Origin of the sequence: Sphingomonas sp. GM_Shp_1, assembly GCF_026540895.1 — a bacterium.
Lineage (GTDB): Bacteria > Pseudomonadota > Alphaproteobacteria > Sphingomonadales > Sphingomonadaceae > Sphingomonas.
The window spans coordinates 245,063-260,593 of record NZ_JALNUR010000002.1 but is presented as its reverse complement, the minus strand read 5'-3'; the positions used below and the strand labels follow the sequence as shown (position 1 = coordinate 260,593).

At 66.4% G+C, this 15,531-nt stretch carries 14 protein-coding genes, 1 pseudogene and 1 riboswitch; of the genes and pseudogenes, 8 read left to right on the top strand and 7 right to left on the bottom strand.

Features of this window, described 5'->3' with window-relative positions; translation table 11 throughout:
- Window positions 1-100: 100 nt before the first annotated feature.
- The 5 genes and pseudogenes from OXQ33_RS02370 to OXQ33_RS02350 all read right to left on the bottom strand — a co-directional run bounded on the left by OXQ33_RS02370 (window position 101) and on the right by OXQ33_RS02350 (window position 4,105).
- The gene (locus OXQ33_RS02370) at window positions 101-394 is read right to left on the bottom strand and encodes a DUF3658 domain-containing protein (protein WP_267433044.1); all 294 of its coding nucleotides are present in this window, start codon (window positions 392-394) and stop codon (window positions 101-103) included.
- A 32-nt stretch (window positions 395-426) separates the two neighbouring features.
- Window positions 427-666 carry a hypothetical protein gene (locus OXQ33_RS02365; protein WP_267433043.1) on the bottom strand — a complete coding sequence of 80 codons (240 nt, stop codon included), beginning with the start codon at window positions 664-666 and terminating at the stop codon, window positions 427-429.
- 221 nt (window positions 667-887) lie between these two features.
- Window positions 888-1,022: pseudogene (locus tag OXQ33_RS02360) on the bottom strand (transposase domain-containing protein); the annotation flags it as partial.
- Between the two features lie 334 nt (window positions 1,023-1,356).
- Window positions 1,357-3,462, bottom strand: a complete 2,106-nt coding sequence (locus OXQ33_RS02355) for a TonB-dependent siderophore receptor (protein WP_267433042.1) — start codon at window positions 3,460-3,462, stop codon at window positions 1,357-1,359.
- Between the two features lie 91 nt (window positions 3,463-3,553).
- Window positions 3,554-4,105 (bottom strand): TetR family transcriptional regulator, encoded by a 552-nt coding sequence (locus OXQ33_RS02350; protein ID WP_267433041.1) that lies wholly within the window; start codon window positions 4,103-4,105, stop codon window positions 3,554-3,556.
- 99 nt (window positions 4,106-4,204) lie between these two features.
- Here OXQ33_RS02350 and OXQ33_RS02345 point away from each other — a divergent pair, with 99 nt between their 5' ends.
- Genes OXQ33_RS02345 through OXQ33_RS02335 form a run of 3 tightly spaced genes read left to right on the top strand, consistent with a single transcriptional unit; the run spans window position 4,205 to window position 6,560 of the window.
- Window positions 4,205-4,894: a DUF1349 domain-containing protein gene (locus OXQ33_RS02345; protein WP_267433040.1), complete on the top strand. Its 690-nt coding sequence runs from the start codon at window positions 4,205-4,207 to the stop codon at window positions 4,892-4,894.
- Window positions 4,895-4,899: 5 nt separating this feature from the next.
- A complete protein-coding gene (locus tag OXQ33_RS02340; RefSeq protein ID WP_276039664.1) occupies window positions 4,900-5,448 on the top strand; it encodes a sugar O-acetyltransferase in 549 nt (182 codons plus the stop codon).
- Window positions 5,445-6,560, top strand: a complete 1,116-nt coding sequence (locus OXQ33_RS02335; protein WP_267433038.1) for an acyltransferase — start codon at window positions 5,445-5,447, stop codon at window positions 6,558-6,560. Before OXQ33_RS02340 ends, OXQ33_RS02335 begins: the two co-directional genes overlap by 4 nt.
- A gap of 17 nt (window positions 6,561-6,577) precedes the next feature.
- On the opposite strand, the gene OXQ33_RS02330 is transcribed toward OXQ33_RS02335, so the two are convergent.
- On the bottom strand, window positions 6,578-8,833 hold the full coding sequence (locus OXQ33_RS02330) for a TonB-dependent siderophore receptor (RefSeq protein WP_267433036.1): 2,256 nt from the start codon (window positions 8,831-8,833) through the stop codon (window positions 6,578-6,580).
- A gap of 103 nt (window positions 8,834-8,936) precedes the next feature.
- Window positions 8,937-9,245, bottom strand: a complete 309-nt coding sequence (locus OXQ33_RS02325; protein ID WP_267433035.1) for a hypothetical protein — start codon at window positions 9,243-9,245, stop codon at window positions 8,937-8,939.
- Window positions 9,246-9,331: 86 nt separating this feature from the next.
- Window positions 9,332-9,550: riboswitch (cobalamin riboswitch) on the top strand.
- A gap of 180 nt (window positions 9,551-9,730) precedes the next feature.
- Here OXQ33_RS02325 and OXQ33_RS02320 point away from each other — a divergent pair.
- From OXQ33_RS02320 to OXQ33_RS02300, 5 genes are all read left to right on the top strand, one after another.
- Window positions 9,731-11,899, top strand: coding sequence for a TonB-dependent receptor (locus OXQ33_RS02320; RefSeq protein WP_267433034.1), 2,169 nt, complete (start codon window positions 9,731-9,733; stop codon window positions 11,897-11,899).
- Entirely contained in the window at window positions 11,886-13,325 is a 1,440-nt protein-coding gene (locus OXQ33_RS02315) for a PepSY domain-containing protein (protein ID WP_267433033.1), read from the top strand. The genes OXQ33_RS02320 and OXQ33_RS02315 overlap by 14 nt, the downstream gene beginning before the upstream one ends.
- A gap of 53 nt (window positions 13,326-13,378) precedes the next feature.
- On the top strand, window positions 13,379-14,050 hold the full coding sequence (locus OXQ33_RS02310) for a glutathione S-transferase family protein (RefSeq protein WP_267433062.1): 672 nt from the start codon (window positions 13,379-13,381) through the stop codon (window positions 14,048-14,050).
- A complete protein-coding gene (locus OXQ33_RS02305; protein ID WP_267433032.1) occupies window positions 14,037-14,396 on the top strand; it encodes a tRNA-binding protein in 360 nt (119 codons plus the stop codon). The genes OXQ33_RS02310 and OXQ33_RS02305 overlap by 14 nt, the downstream gene beginning before the upstream one ends.
- Window positions 14,397-14,601: 205 nt before the next feature.
- Window positions 14,602-15,528, top strand: coding sequence for an alpha/beta hydrolase (locus OXQ33_RS02300; protein ID WP_267433031.1), 927 nt, complete (start codon window positions 14,602-14,604; stop codon window positions 15,526-15,528).
- Window positions 15,529-15,531 lie beyond the last annotated feature (3 nt).

Below are 15,531 nucleotides of genomic sequence, written 5' to 3'. Positions count from 1 at the left end.
AAGCTCACGCTTCCGGGGACTTTTCGCGTTCACCCCAACAGCACTGGCGATGTAAGCGTCCGGTCGGAGACGTATCCGGTCGTCGCAAAGTGAATCGATCCTATGCGGACGGGGGGAGGCGCAACTCGCAAGCCTGCATGGACGAGAGGTCACCGCGCCATTCAAGCGATCCGCTCTCAGCGAGCACGCACGCGCGGGCGTAGAGAACCAGATCTCCTGTCTGATGCACGCCGTCCTTCAGAAAGCTGGCAAGTGCTTCGCCGACGATGCGAGCCATCTTCTGCCAAGCTGACATTGCGCATGAGAGCATAAGAGGGTCGAAATAGCTGATCGGTGCTGAGGTCAGCGAGCCGTCCCGGTCCACAATACGAAGCGGTGCATTGTCGGAGAGCAACTGCCTCCATCGAGCCTGATGCTCCGCTCGTTTTACCAATTCAAGGTCGCGCTGAGGGCAGCGGGGCTGATCGCCGGACGTAGTACCGTATTCGTTTCATCGCCGCTCACCATCAAATCGGTAACGTCGATGATCTTGCAGGGCGCGTCACCCAGGTGCGAAAGCCACCAGAGGAAGCTGGCATAGCTCCGGGCATCACGGCGCGAGATCCAGGCGACCGGCAAGACGCCGTTCGAGCAGGATGCTTCAAGGAATGGCACTGTGTCCGCCACTACGCTTTCCCAGTCGGTGACGCCCAGCTCCTGCTCGACCTACGCAACCCTGGCAGCGTCGTCAGCCTCGACCGGCCCGAAACTGAAATCATCGAACGAGCACGCGACCTGCTCAGTTCGACCTTTCTGAACCAAGGTCTGGCGCAGTGTCCCAGCGCCAGACGGGTTGAACAGAACGTGGAACAAGGGTTTGGACACATCGTTCCTCACGAATTGGCACGTTACTCATATTCCCAGGGCGTCAATTCCGCCATGCGGTTTACCGGGTGCCCATCGGCGATGCGGGTGAGCACGTCGCGCAGCCAGGCTTCAGGGTCGAGGAAGTTGAGCCGGGCGGTTTGGATGAGCGTGTAGATCAGCCGTGGCAGACGGGACGGCTACGCGCGCCATTCTCTCCGATGAAAACCCATCGTGACTGCATCACGAGCACGTTGGTCTGGGGTAAAGCGGCAGACATGGTGGCATGGGAATCGTCTGGCTGATCGTGGCGCGAATTCGGCGCTCCCCTGTCTGCGCTGCCATGGAAGCCGACAGTTCTGATGCGCGGCGTGTTCTTACAACCCGACGCGCCGTCGTTCGATTTCCAGGAAAGGACCGGCGACAGGGAGCGCGAACACCCGGTGCAGGTCGTTCACACTCCATGTCGGTCAAGCCGCCACGGGGGGCAGGGCCGGAGAGGCCAAGACGCGGTTAGAGCCGATATCCCAGCAATAGCATCACGTTGCGCGGTGCCGATACGAAACAGTCGCCGCGGGCGAGGCAGGAGGCATAGCCGCGGTTGTCGAGAAGGTTGGTGGCGTTGAGGCGCAGCCGCCAGCGGTCGCGTTCCAACTCGACCAGCGCGTCGACCATCGTGCGTGCCGGGGTGACGATCGTCCAGGCGGCGTTGCCCGACACCTGCTGCCCCAGATAGCGGACGCCTGCGCCCAGCCGCAGCGTCGCCCAGTCCCCCTGGAACATCTTCGTGCCCCATGCCGACGCGGTGTGGCGTGACAGATAACCGATCTGGCCCGTATCGCCACCCACGTCGTTGAAGCCATAGGCAAGCGACAGGTCATAATTGCCGGGCAGGGTGCGCGTCGCCTCCAGCTCAAACCCCTGGGTGGTCAGCTCGCCCGCCTGGATCTGGCCGAGCGGGTTGCGGGGGTCTGGGACAGGGCGGTTCCGCTCCTTGATGCTGAAGCCGGTGAGCGTGACGAGCGTCGCACGGTCGGGTTGCCACTTCACGCCGCCCTCGAACTGTTGCCCGGTCTGCGGGCGGAAGGGGGTGCCGGCGCTGGTCTGGCCGGCGACGGGCTGGAAGCTTTCGGTATAGCTGAAGAAGGGCGACAGGCCCGCGCCCGCTTCACCGATGATGCCGGCCCGGAAGGTCGTGGCGGCGTCGGTGGTTCGGCTGATCGCGCCGCTCGTCGTGTTGAGACTGGCGGTGCGCACATGGTCGCGCCGGGCGCCCAGCACCACAGAGACGCGGTCCCAAAGTCGGATCTGGTCCTGGACATAGAGGCCGAGCTGCTTCTGTGTGTCGCGGGTGAACGGCGCGGTCAGCGGCGGCTCGACGATCGACGCATAGTCGATGTCGTACAGGTCGATGACCTGCGAAAAGTCGTAATTGTCGCTCTTGCGGACCTGGTTCCAGCTATAATCGACGCCCGCGAGCAGGGTGTGCTCCACCGCCGCGCCGGTGTTGAAGCGCCACTGGACATTGTTGTCGGTGGAAAAGACGTTCAGCCGTGCGACCGACGATCCTGCGATCAGCGGGATCAGCCGCCCGTTGCTGCCCGGGAGATAGGGATTGGTCGGATTGCCGTAGCTGTTGGTGTAATGGGTGAAATAGTCGAGGTCGCTGTCGATATAGCGTGCCTTCAGGCTGAGCTTCAGATCGTCGGCGAAGCGATGGGTGATGAGGCCCGATCCCTGAAGCAGCCGCCCGTCATAGCGGTCGTAACCCGGCTTGCCGACGAACAGATAGCGCGGCAGGCGCGGGTTCCCGGGATTGTCGCGCAGCGTGCCGATGATCGGCAGGAAGTTCGCGGTCGAGCCGCTATGGTCCTTCTGATAGAGACCCAGCAGCGTCACATCGGTACGCGCGCCCGGCCGCCAGGTGACCGATGGGGCGATCATCACCCGGTCGTCGGCGACATGGTCGACATAGGTGTCGGCATCCCGCACCCGCGCGACGATCCGCGCGGCCAGCGTATCGCCCAGCGTCCCGTTGACGTCGGCCAGCACCTCCTTGCGGTCATAGCTGCCATAGACGAGGCTCATATCGGCGCTGTTGGTGAACAACGGCGTCTTCGACACGAGGTTGACGATCCCGCCGATCGAGCCCTGTCCGAACAGCACGGAGGCGGGGCCGCGCACCACCTCGACCCGCGAGAAATTATAGGGGTCGGACGTGATGCTGGCATAATAGCTGAAGATGTCGCGCATCCCGTCTCGGAATTGCAGCGCTTCGACCCCGCGGATGGTAAGGCTGTCGACGCGGGTGTCGCGGCCATAGGCGTCGGAATTGACGCCGGCGGCATAGCGCACCGTGTCGGCGATGTTGATCGCACCTTGCGCCAGATAGACGTCATCCGGGATGACGGTGAGTGGCTGCGGCACCTCGATCAGCGGCGTTTCGGTCTTGGTGCCCGCAAAGGCCTGATCCCGCCGCCCCTCGACCAGAATTTCGCGCTGTTCGTCGGCTTCCACCTCGGCGGGGGTGCGGCGGTCGAGATCGTCGGGCGTGGCTGCCCAAATGGGCGATGCGACCAGAGCGGCCAGCGCCGTACCGGCCAGGATGATGGGCTTCATGATGCGGTCCCCTTTGAATCTTGAGGGCCGATTAGTGATATTGATAACGAATCGCAAGATTGAATAGGGTCATACGCCGTCGTGACGGTCCTCAATCGCCTGTGATGCGGTTCACGATCTCGGTGATGGCATCGCGGTCCAGCGGGTCGGGGTCGATCGAGTTGTGGATCCCGATCCCCTCGACCAAGGCGTCGAGCGCGCGGGTCGTCAGCGGATCGAAAAAGCGTTCCAGGGCGGCCCGGCTGTTGTTCATCCATCCCTGCATCACGCTCGACACGGACCGGTGCCGGGCCGCGAAGGCGTAGAGTTCGTAGCTGAGCAACAGGGTGCGGGGCTCGGCCCAGACCGATCCGGCGATGATGTCGATGATCGCCGCGCGAGCCCCGGCGCGGTCCCGCGCACCGGCCAGACGGGCGCGGAAGGCGTCGGAGCTTTCCTCGGCCAATTGGGTGAAGGCGGTCGTCAGCAATTCTTCGAGCGACGCGAAATAATAGGTGACCGAACCCAGCGGCACGGCCGCCGCCGCCGCGATCCGGCGATGGGTGGTGCCCGCTACGCCATGTTCGGCGATGACATCCAGCGTCGCGGTGACGATACGCCGTCGCCGGTCGGGATCGTTTGGCCGCGATCGTCCTTCCGACATACGAAAACTCCGTTGCATAAGATGTGTACATTTGTACACATGTTGCCCGACTGGGGCAGAGGCTTTCCGCCTGCCCTAACGCAAAAGAGGGAGAGGGCCATGCCGGAAGCGCATCCGTCGCGGCGAACGATTTTGGGCAGCGCGGTCGCCCTGGGTGTGCCGTCGATCGCGGCCGCCGCGCAAGGACCGCAGACGGCGACCGATATCATGGGGCGTCGGGACGGGCGGTGGCTGAACACGCCCCGATCATGGCGGACCGGGCCGAATGGCGAGATGACGCTGGCGACCGACCGGGGCACCGATTTCTGGCGCGAGACCCATTATGGCTTCACCCGCGACAGTGGCCATTTCCTGGGCTTTCCGACCGGCGACGCCTTTACCGCGCAACTGCGCATCCGGGCGCGCTATGAAAAGCTGTACGATCAGGCGGGCATCATGGTCCGGGTCGACGAGCGGCGCTGGGTCAAGGCGGGCATCGAATTGTCCGATGGCCGGGCGATGCTCAGCAGCGTGCTGACCGATGGCCGTTCGGATTGGGCGACGGGGCCTTATGCGGGCGATGCCGCCGATTTCTGGATGCGCGCGACCGTCGCCAAGGGCGTGTTGCGGTTACAGGTGTCGGCGGACGGCCAGAGCTGGCCCCTGGTCCGGCTGGCCCCGTTTCCGGTGGCGAGCGCCTATCAGGTCGGGCCGATGGCATGCACACCCGAGCGCGAGGGGCTGGAGGTGCGGTTCTCCGACCTGCGGATCACCGCGCCGCTCGGCAAAGACCTGCACGATCTGAGCTGATGGCGATGACCCAGAAAGAACGGATGCTGGCGGGCGAACTCTATCGCGCCGACGATCCCGAGCTGAGCGCGGACGCGGTGCGGGCCGCGGCCTGGATGGCGCGGTACAACGGCGCGGCCGGGGCGAGCGCGGAGGATCGTCATGCGATGCTGGCCGAAGGACTTGGCCAGGCCGGAGCGGGGGCGGTGGTGCGGTCGCCCTTCCACTGCGATTATGGCTATAACATCCATCTGGGCGAGCGGGTGTTCCTCAACTTCGGCTGCGTCATCCTCGACGTGGTGCGGGTGGAGATCGGCGCAGGGACGCAGATCGGCCCCGGCGTCCAGATCCTGACCGCCGACCATCCGCGCGATCCGGCCTTGCGCGGCGAGGGATGGGAGTTCGGTCGCCCGATCCGCATCGGCGCGAATGTGTGGATCGGGGGCGGGGCGCTGATCCTGCCCGGCGTGACCATCGGCGACGACGCGATCATCGGCGCGGGCAGCGTCGTGACCCGCGACGTGGCGGCGGGCGCGACCGTGATGGGCAATCCGGCAAGGCCCGCTCGCGGATGAGCGATCCGGCCGTCCTCGCCACGGAGGCGCAAGGGAGCACCAGACAGCATTTCCAGGTGCTGGACGGCCTGCGCGGCACCGCCGCCCTGCTGGTCGTCGCCTTTCATATCCAGGGCATCACCGTCCTGTTCGCGCCGGACCGGCTGTTGTTGCCGCATGCCTATCTGGCGGTGGATTTCTTCTTCGCGCTGTCGGGCTTCGTCGTCGGCTATGCCTATGACGACCGGTGGGGGCGCATGAGCGTGCGGGACTTTCTCGTACGGCGGTTGGTGCGGCTGCATCCGCTGGTCGTGCTGGGTGCGATTCTGGGGCTGCTCAGCTATCTGCTCGATCCCTTTGCCGGGGATCGGCAACGCGCGTCGGGGATGCTGGTGGCGTTGGCCTTTGTCGCGGGGCTGCTGGCACTGCCGTCGGGGCCGTTGCCCAACCGGCTGGGGGACAGCCACCCCCTCAATGCGCCCGCCTGGACGCTGTTTCAGGAATATATCGCCAACCTGGCCTATGCCCTGGTGTTGCGGCGGTTGAGGCTCCCCTGGCTGGTCGGATCGACCGCGATCGCCGCGCTGGTGTCCGCCGCGACGGCACTGACGCTCGGCTCCTATGATACGGGCTGGGGGCTCACCAATTTCTGGGGCGCGTCGGTCCGGCTGGCCTATCCGTTTCTGGCGGGGCTGTTGCTCTATCGGCTGGGCGAGCGGTTGCCGCGTGTGCGGCTGGGCTTTGGCGGGTTGAGCCTGATCCTGCTGGCGGTCTTCGCCGCGCCGGTGCTGCCCGAGGCGGGTGGGGTGAAGTGGAACGGCGTCTATCAGGCGGCCTGCGTGCTGTTCCTGTTTCCCACGATCCTGATGCTGGGACGGCATTCGGACGGGGGCCGGGTGACGCAAGCGCTGTGCCGGGCGGCGGGGCGGCTCTCCTATCCGCTGTACATCACCCATTATCCGTTCGTGTATGTCTATATGAACTGGGTGGCGAGCGAGCCCGCGAGCGGCGGCATGACGGCGATGGTCGCGGTGTCGCTCTATCTGTTCACTATCGCCTTCGCCATGATCGCGCTTCGCGTCTGGGACAGGCCGATCCGCCGGTTTCTGGCGCGGAGGGACGGCGCCGCGTAGCGCCGCCCCGCTGACGCTCAATAGGTGTAGCGCAAGGTCGCGAACACCGTGCGCGGGCTGCCGTAATAATTGCCGCGCGCGGTGGAGCTGATGCGGGCATAATAGGTCTTGTCGAACACATTGTTGACGTTGACCGACAGGCCCAGCCGCTCGTTCACTTCATAGCCCGCGCGCAGATCGACCACCGCATAGGCACCCTGCCGGACGATAGTGGAGGGGACGAACGCCCCTTGCGCGTTGCGGGTCGCCGCCGCGCCGCCATAGGTCTCGCTGAACCAGGTCACCCCGCCGCCCAGGCTGGCCCCCTGAAGCACGCCGCCCTGCGGCTTATAGTTGGTGAACAGCTTGACCATATGCTCGGGGATGATCGGGGTCAGGGTCAGCCCTTCGACCACCGGATTGATGTCGGAGAGATATTTGGTGCGGGTCAGGCTGTAGCCGCCATTGATCCGCCAGCCCGGCAGGATCTCGCCCGATGCCTCCGCCTCGATGCCGCGCGCGCGGACCTTGCCCAGCTGATAGACGATCAGCAGGTTGTCGGGATCGTTGATCGTCCGGTTGCGCTGCGTGATCTGATAGGCCGCGGCGGACAGCAACAGGCGCTTGTCCATCAGGGCCAGCTTGGTCCCCGCCTCATATTGATCGCCGACCAGCGGCTCGATCGGGCGGCCGTCGGGGCGCTGGCGTCCGCCCGAATTGACCGGGCTGAAGCTGTCGGCATAGCTGGCATAGACGTTCCAGTCGGACGTCACATCCCATACCGCACCCGCATAGGGGGTGAAGCGGCCGTTGAAGCCATAGCGGGTCGGGGCGGGGATCGTGCCCGAGGCGACCAGCAGGGTGCGGATCGTCGTGTCCCACCATGTCACGCGCCCGCCACCGGTCAGGGTCAGCCCCGCGACCGGGCTCAGCCGCATCTGGCCGTAAATGCCATATTGCTCGACGTCGGTTCCGCTCGCGCCGTAAACCTGCGTGATGAAGCGGTTCGTCCCCGGCACCCGGTAAGGCGCCGAGGGGCCATAGGGGTTGAGCGGCGGTTCGGGCGGCGAGACGGGGTCGAACACATCGATCGTCGCGAAGTTGGACAGGCGGCTGTAATAGGAGGTGCCCGAACTCGCCTGATAGTCCCAACCCAGGATCAGCGTCTGGTCGCGGCCGAACAGCGGAAAGCTACCGATCGCATTGAAGTCGAAGGCGCGGGTCTGTTGCTTGCTGTCGCCGCGATAGGCGATCTGGTTGGTGACGCCTTGGTTGGCGGCGGTCACCGGCTGGCTGCCGATATAGCTGTAGATATCGATGCGATCGACATCGGTGTAGAGCCCGGTCGCGCGCAGCGTCCAGCGATCGCTGACCCGGTGCGCCAGTTCGGCGAACCCGCTCCACGTCTTCGATTCGAACCGGTTCCAGTCCGCGCCGAGATAGGTGGAGCGATCGACCGACAACAGCCGCCCGTCGCTGCCGTCGCTGCCGCCCGCATAGCCGGGCAGGCCCGACTGGATCGCGGGGCGGAAGCGATCGTAATTGCCCCCGACCGTCAGGGTGGTGCGCTCGCCGATCTTGAGCGCGCCCGTGGCATAGGCGGCGACGCGGTTGCGGTGCGCGGTGTCGTAGAACTGGTCCTGATCCTGGCCCATGACCCCGAAACGGAACCCCAGCCGCTCGCTGGCGGGCAGCGAGGCGTCCAGTTCCAGCCGGACATTGTCGAAGCTGCCCAGCCCGGCCACCGCCTGCACCCGCGCGGTGTCGAGTGGACGCTTGCGGACCAGGTTGATGCTGCCCGCCGGATTGCCCGCGCCGCTGAACAACCCGGCGGGACCGCGCAGCACCTCGACTCGGTCATAGAAGAACAGGTCGGGCACCACGGCGGGGAAGGCGAGGGCGAAGGTCGGGACGCCGTCGATCAGGTAATTGTTGATCGCGAAACCGCGCGAGAAATAGGACGGGTCCTCGCTGCCCACGCCATTGACCGTGATGCCGTTGGTCGCGGTCAGCGCATCCTCCAGCGTGAAGAGATTCTGCGCCTCGATCTGGTCGCGCTCGATCACCGTGACGGTGTTGGGAATGTCCTTGAGCGGGGTCACGGTCTTGCCGACCTCGCGGCCATAGCTTTTGCCGAGCACGACGATGTCGTTGCCGGTCTGGTCCGCCGCGCCGCTGTCGGTCGACGGCGTGGCACGGTCCGCGACGATGGGCCGGGCCCCCTCGGCCAGCGCCGGTGCCGCCACCCCCGACAGAGCGAGCACAAGCGTCTTCAATGCCGAACCAGCCAGCATGTCGTTCCCCAATCTTCTATTGATATGCAGTCGCAATAGTCGTGGGGTGACCGGGCGTAAAGCCCCATCATGACAAAATCATCATCTTGGGGGTGGCGGCGGGTCAGCGGCGGCGGCGCGCCTTTCCGCCGGAGGGGGCCATGCCTTCGGGCGGTTCGCTCGATTCGACCAGCTCGACGACCTCGAACGCATAGCCGAGCCAGCCCCGCTGGCGCATCGCCTCGGCCATGGCGGCATCGTTCGCCTTGGCGTCCTTGCGCGACTTGGCATGGCCCCAGAAGACTTCGGTACGGCCGCCGCCCAGATCGGCGACGATCCGCCAATAATGGGTGAAGGGCGCGGCGGTCGGGCCGATCGCCTTCACATAGCCATCGGCCATGGTCGCGGTCAGATAGCGGGTCTTGCGTGCCATCATGCCGCCATAGCGCGGTTCGGCGCGATGCTCATCCCGCTTGACGCCGCCGCCGACGGCCCCCTACCGATAGGTCGCCGGAATGATCCGGCAATGATCGCGCCGGTTCTCCCGACAAGGGGGATTAAAAGGGAACGCGGTGAGGGCGGCGACGCCCGAATCCGAGGCTGTCCCTGCAACTGTAAGCGGTGAGCGGATACGCACGGGGCGGCGATGGCCGGTCCAGCCACTGGGGCGACCTGGGAAGGCGCGTATGCCGCGATGACCCGTGAGCCAGGAGACCTGCCGGCGTCAGGTCGCTCATGCCTGGTCCAGGGGATGGCCGAGGCTAAGGTCTTTTCCGACGAGCGACGCCAATGATGGCGGAGGCGCAATGGTTTGCCATGGCGAGTGCGGAAGAGCGTCCAGTACGCATGGCATCCGGCCGTTCGGAAAGGAACGGAAAGGCCTCGGCTTGTTCGCGACGAGACGCTAAGGGCAATAGAATGTTATATCGTAACGGGTTCGGGCAGGCGCTATGGGGCGGCGCCGCGCTTTTGCTGGGGGTCGGTGAGGCCGGTGCGCAGAAGCTGGAGGGGCAGGGGGCCGATGCCACCGTCCTGGTCGTCGGCACGCGCGGGAAGCAGGCGCTGGATACGCCCAATGCCACCGCCAGTCGACTGGGCCTGACCCCGTTGGAGACACCCGCCAGCATCGTGTCGCTGGATGGCGATACGATCCGCGCGCGCGGCGACCTGTCGATCGTCGATGCGCAGACGCGGGCGCCGGGCATCGCCAGCGTCGCCAATCCCGGCAATGGCGGCACGGCGCTGTCGGCGCGCGGCTTTTCGGGGCAGGGATCGGTGCTGCAACTGATCGACGGGGTGCGGCTGTTCCCGGCGGCGGGGACGATCACCTTCCCGACCGATCCCTGGATGGTCGAGCGGATCGACGTGCTGAGCGGCCCCGCCTCGGTGCTGTACGGACAGGGCGCGCTGGGCGGGGCGGTCAATGTCGTGATGCGCAAGCCGACCGCCGAGACTCATGGCCAGGCCGAGATCGGTTACGGTGCGCAAGACAGTTTTCGCGCCGCCGCCGGGATCGGTGGCCCGCTGGGGGATACGCTCGGCTATCGCGTCGATGCCAGCTATCGCCGCTCGGACGGCTATGTCGATCGCGGGCATTCGGACAGCGTCGCGCTGTCGGGTACGCTGAAATGGACGCCATCGCCGGTCTTCGCGGTCACGGTGCGCGGCGATCATGGAGACCAGCGGCCGATTACGTATTTCGGCACGCCCTTGATCGACGGGCGGCTCGACCTGCGGGTGCGGGAGCGCAACTATAATGTCGGCGATGGGCGGATGCGGTTCCGCGACGACCGCGCCTCCGTCCGGATCGACTGGACGCCCGGTGCGGACATCAGCCTGTCGAACATCGCCTATTATCTGACCAGCGACCGTTTCTGGCGCAATCTGGAAAGCTATTGCTGGGTCGCGGCCAGCGGCAGTTGCGCGGACGGATCGGCGGGCGCGCCCGGCACGATCCGGCGGAGCAGCAATTACGGCATCCGCCACGACCAGACCCAATGGGGCGATCAGGCGAGCGTGACGTGGCGGACCGGCATCGCCCCCGGTATCGCCAATGCGCTGGTGGTGGGCGGGGACGCCAATCTGGTCCGCTTCACCCATGAGAACGACTTCGGTTCGGACGCGCAGGTCGATGCGGTCGATCCCTTCGCCTTCGATCCCGGCCGCTTCCTCGATACGCAGGGGATCGCGCCGCGATACCGCACCCGCACGACCGCGCTGGCGGTCTTTGCCGAGGACCGGGTGACGCTCGGGCCGAAATGGTCGGTGGTCGGCGCGGTCCGTTACGAGGAGAATCAGGTCCGCCGCTGGGCGATCGCCTATCCCGGTGGCGCGCGGCAGGACAGCTTCGTCTTCGAAAAGACCTTCCGCAACGCGACCTGGCGCGCGGGAATCGTGTATCAGCCCATGGCGACCCTGTCCCTTTATGGCCAATATGCCACCGGGGTCGATCCGCTGGGCACGCTGACTACCGTCTCGACCGGGCAGGTGGCGTTCAGCAACGCGCGCGGCCACCAGATCGAGGCGGGGGCGAAGTGGCTGTTCCTAAACGGGCGCGGCACCGCGACGCTGGCGGCGTACCGGATCGTCAAGACCGGCCTGCTGGCGCAGCGCACGCTGTCGAGCCCGGTCGAGCAGGTCGGCCAGCGTTCGGCGCAGGGCGTGGAGGCGGCGGTGACGCTCGACCTGCCGCAGGGCTTCGGGATCGACGCCAACGGCACGCTGCTGGATGCGCGGTTCGACGATTTCCGCTCGGGCGGGGCGGACTATACGGGCCGCACGCCGCCCGACGTGCCCGAGGCGCTCGCCAATCTCTGGCTGCGCTGGGACGCGACGACGCGGGTACAGGTGCGTGCGGGGCTTCGCTATGTCGGGCGGCGCTTTTCGGACAATGGCAATGGCTTTCCTGTTCCGGCCTATGCCACGGTGGACGGTACCCTGTCCTATGTCCTGACCCCGCGCATGGCGGTCGATGTCCGGGTCTATAACCTGTTCGACAAGGCCTATGCGGTCACCTCTTACGGCGACCAGCAATGGATATTGGGGCGGCCCCGCTCGCTGGATGTGGGGCTTCGTGCGGCGTTCTGATCGACGCTGGGGAAGGGCGGCGGTCCGGCTGGCCTTCCTCACCCATCGCTGGGTCGGGATCGTCGCCTGCCTGTTCTTCGTGATGTGGTTCGCCAGCGGGCTGGTGATGATGTACGTCCCCTATCCCGCGCTGACCCCCGCCCAGAGCTGGTCGGGGGCGGAGCAGATCGACTGGGGCCGCGTGCATCAGGCGCCGGTCGGGGAAGGAATGGCGCGCCGCATCACGCTGGAAATGCGCGACGGTTCGCCGGTCTGGCGGATCGAGGGGGCGGAGGGTGACACCCGCCTCCTGTCGGCGGCGACGGGCACCGTACCCGCCGCCGTCGATGCCGCACTGGCGACCCGTGTCGCGGCGCGCTTCGGCGGCGCGGCGGTGCGCAGTGTCGCCCCGATCGCGGACGACCAATGGACCGTCGCGGGCGGATTCGACCGGCACCGTCCCTTGTGGAAGGCGACGCTGGCCGATGGTGCCGGGACCGAACTCTATATCTCCAGCCTGACCGGCCAGCCGGTGCAGCGGACGACCGGGCGGCAGCGTTGGTGGAACTGGCTGGGGTCGGTGCCGCACTGGCTCTATCCCACCATGTTGCGCCGCGACCGAGAGAATTGGCGGCAGGCGGTGATGTGGGTGTCGGGCCCGTGCATCGCGGTCGCGCTGACCGGCCTGTGGATCGGCCTGTTGCGGATGCGGCCGGGGCGGCGGCGCTATCGGGGCGGGCGGGTGACGCCCTATCATGGCTGGATGCTCTGGCATCATGTCAGCGGGTTGCTGGGTGGCGTGATGCTGACGACCTGGATCGTCAGCGGATGGCTGTCGGTCGATCCGGGGCATGGCTTTGCCGGGGGGAGCGCACCCGAGGCGGCGATGCGCGCCTATGCGGGCCAGGCGGGCGAGCCGCATGCGCTCGACCGGCTGCGGCAGGTCGCGGAGGGCGCGCGCAGCGTCGAATGGAGCGGCGATGCGGGACTTCGGCGGATCGCGATCGACCGCGCCTCGCCGCATCCGCGCTGGCTGGAGCAGGCGGACCTTGCCCCGGCGCGGCCCGCCGATCCCGCCCGGGTGGCGGCGATGCTGGTTCCGGGCGGCCATCTGATCGGCAGTGAGGTGCTGACCGCCCCCGATTTCTATTGGACCCAGCCCTCGGGCCTGCCGCTGATCCGCCTGCGCTTCGACGATGCCGCGCAAACCTGGCTCTATGTCGATCCGATGAGCGGTGCGCTGGTCGAACGGCAGGACCGGGTGCGCCGCGCCTATCGCTGGGTCTATACGCTGCTCCACACCTGGGACTGGCCGTGGTTGACGGTGCATCACCGGGTCTGGACCGGCTGGATGTGGCTTTGGTCGATCGCCGGGCTGGTTCTGTCGATCAGCGGCGTGGTGCTGGGCTGGCGACGGCTGCGCCGCCCCGTCGCGCGCGGGCGTTGAAAACATTCTTGCCGGGGTTGGCGCAAAGGCGTCGCGCCGCTTAGATGGGGGGTATGTGGCAACTCTATCAATTCCCCCTCTGTCCCTTCTCGCGCAAGGTCCGGCTTCTGCTGGGCGAGAAGGGCGTCGGTTATGAGTTGGTGCGCGAATCGCCGTGGCAGCGGCGCGACGAATTCCTCGACATGAACCCCGCCGGGCAGACCCCGGTGATGGTCGATGAGGAGCGCGGCGTGCTGCTGGTCGATTCCATGGCGATCTCGGAGTTTTTCGAGGAGACGGTCGAGAAGTCGGCGATGATCAACGGCACCGCCGTCAATCGTGCCGAGATAAGGCGGCTGGTGACGTGGTTCGACACGCATTTCTATCAGGACGTGACCGGCCCCCTGCTCCACGAGCGCATGGTCAAGCGCGTCGCCCGTACCGGCAGCCCCGATGCCAAGGGCCTGCGCGAGGCGATGAAAGCCGCGGTCGGGCATCTCGACTATACCGACTATCTGCTCGACCATCGCAACTGGCTGGGCGGGGCGACGATGAGCCTCGCCGATCTGGCGGCGGCGGCGCAGATTTCGGTCGCCGATTATCTGGGCGGTATCGACTGGAAGGGGCATGAGCAGACCGCGCGCTGGTATCGCGGGTTGAAGAGTCGCCCCTCCTTCCGCCCGCTCCTGTCCGAGCGGATGGAAATGGTCACCCCGCCTTCGCATTATGACAATGTCGACTTCTGACGCGCCTGCGCCCCGGATCGGGATCGAGGATTTCCTGGCGGTCGACATCCGCGTCGGGACCGTCATCGCCGCCGAACCCTTCCCGGAGGCGCGCAAGCCCGCGATCAAGCTGACCATCGATTTCGGCGAGGTCATCGGCGTCAAGCGCTCCTCGGCGCAGATCACCTGGCATTATACGCCGGAGACGCTGGTCGGGCGGCAGGTCGCGGCGGTGGTCAATTTTCCGCCGCGCCAGATCGGGCCGATGATGTCCGAGGTGCTGACTCTGGGTTTCCCCGATGCCGATGGGCAGGTGGTGCTGATCGCGCCGGATCTGGCGGTGCCCAATGGGGGGCGGTTGTTCTGAGGGAATTCCCTTGGCCTTCGACTTCGCTCAGGCTGAACGGGGTTTGAGGGCAAGAGTCAGATACTGAAAGCCGTTCAGGCTGAGCGAAGTCGAAGCCCACGCCTCACTCCCTGTTAGCCTTAACATTTCCCTTGCACCCCGCGCCTCGAAGCGTACCATCCCCGTCCGACCGTAGGGACATAACCCACGGAGGACAGGAGGGGATATGAAGTCCAATCGCTGGATCGGCCATGCGCTGGCCGCCATGCTTGCGCTATCAGTGGCGGGACCCGCCATAGCACAGAGCGACAAGATGGCACCGATCGCCATACCCGCACAGCCGAACGCCATCGCGCTCGACACCGGACCCTTGCCGGGCGCGAAGAACAAGGAAAGCTGGCACAGCCAGTATAACAGCGTCTTCGTCCGCAACGTGACCGAGGCGACGCTGACCCCCTTCCTGCCCGATCCGGCCAAGGCGACCGGCGCGGCGGTGATCGTGGCGCCGGGTGGCGGTTTCCGCACCCTGTCGATGCAGAATGAGGGCTGGGACGTCGCCAAGGCGCTGGCCGATCGCGGTATCGCCGCCTTCGTCCTCAAATATCGGCTGAATCAGACGCCCGCCGATATGGGGGAATTCGAGAAGTCGATGGCGGCGATGTTCTCCAGCGTGGCGCGCCCCGCCGCACGGCCCAGCCCGGAAGACGCGCTGAAGGGCCTAGCGCCGCAGATCGCCGACTCGCGCGCCGCCTTCGCGCTGGTCCGTCAGCGCGCGGGCGAGTGGAAGGTCGATCCCGACCGGATCGGCATGGTCGGCTTTTCGGCGGGCGCGATGCTGACCGTCGCGACCGTGCTCGACGGGCAGGCCAAGCCGGCCTTTATCGGCGACATCTATGGCCCGCTCCAGCCGATGACCGTCCCCGCCGACGCGCCGCCCATGTTCGCGGCGATCGCCGCCGACGATCCGCTGTTCGCGGGCAAGGGCTTCGGCCTGATCGACCAGTGGATGGCGGCGAAGAAGCCGGTCGAGTTCCATCTCTATGGCCAGGGCGGGCACGGCTTCGGCATGTATCCGAAGAAGACGACCAGCACCGGGTGGTTCGACGCCTTTTACCGCTGGATCGTGATGGAGGGGTTCCTGACGGCGAAATAATCC

Coding starts and splice junctions, on each gene's coding strand:
- OXQ33_RS02330 (WP_267433036.1), bottom strand. CDS start 8,833: ATGCTGGCTGGTTCGGCATTGAAGACGCTTGTGCTCGCTCTGTCGGGG.
- OXQ33_RS02355 (WP_267433042.1), bottom strand. CDS start 3,462: ATGAAGCCCATCATCCTGGCCGGTACGGCGCTGGCCGCTCTGGTCGCA.
- OXQ33_RS02340 (WP_276039664.1), top strand. CDS start 4,900: ATGACCCAGAAAGAACGGATGCTGGCGGGCGAACTCTATCGCGCCGAC.
- OXQ33_RS02335 (WP_267433038.1), top strand. CDS start 5,445: ATGAGCGATCCGGCCGTCCTCGCCACGGAGGCGCAAGGGAGCACCAGA.
- OXQ33_RS02345 (WP_267433040.1), top strand. CDS start 4,205: ATGCCGGAAGCGCATCCGTCGCGGCGAACGATTTTGGGCAGCGCGGTC.
- OXQ33_RS02300 (WP_267433031.1), top strand. CDS start 14,602: ATGAAGTCCAATCGCTGGATCGGCCATGCGCTGGCCGCCATGCTTGCG.
- OXQ33_RS02310 (WP_267433062.1), top strand. CDS start 13,379: ATGTGGCAACTCTATCAATTCCCCCTCTGTCCCTTCTCGCGCAAGGTC.
- OXQ33_RS02320 (WP_267433034.1), top strand. CDS start 9,731: ATGTTATATCGTAACGGGTTCGGGCAGGCGCTATGGGGCGGCGCCGCG.
- OXQ33_RS02350 (WP_267433041.1), bottom strand. CDS start 4,105: ATGTCGGAAGGACGATCGCGGCCAAACGATCCCGACCGGCGACGGCGT.
- OXQ33_RS02305 (WP_267433032.1), top strand. CDS start 14,037: ATGTCGACTTCTGACGCGCCTGCGCCCCGGATCGGGATCGAGGATTTC.
- OXQ33_RS02325 (WP_267433035.1), bottom strand. CDS start 9,245: ATGGCACGCAAGACCCGCTATCTGACCGCGACCATGGCCGATGGCTAT.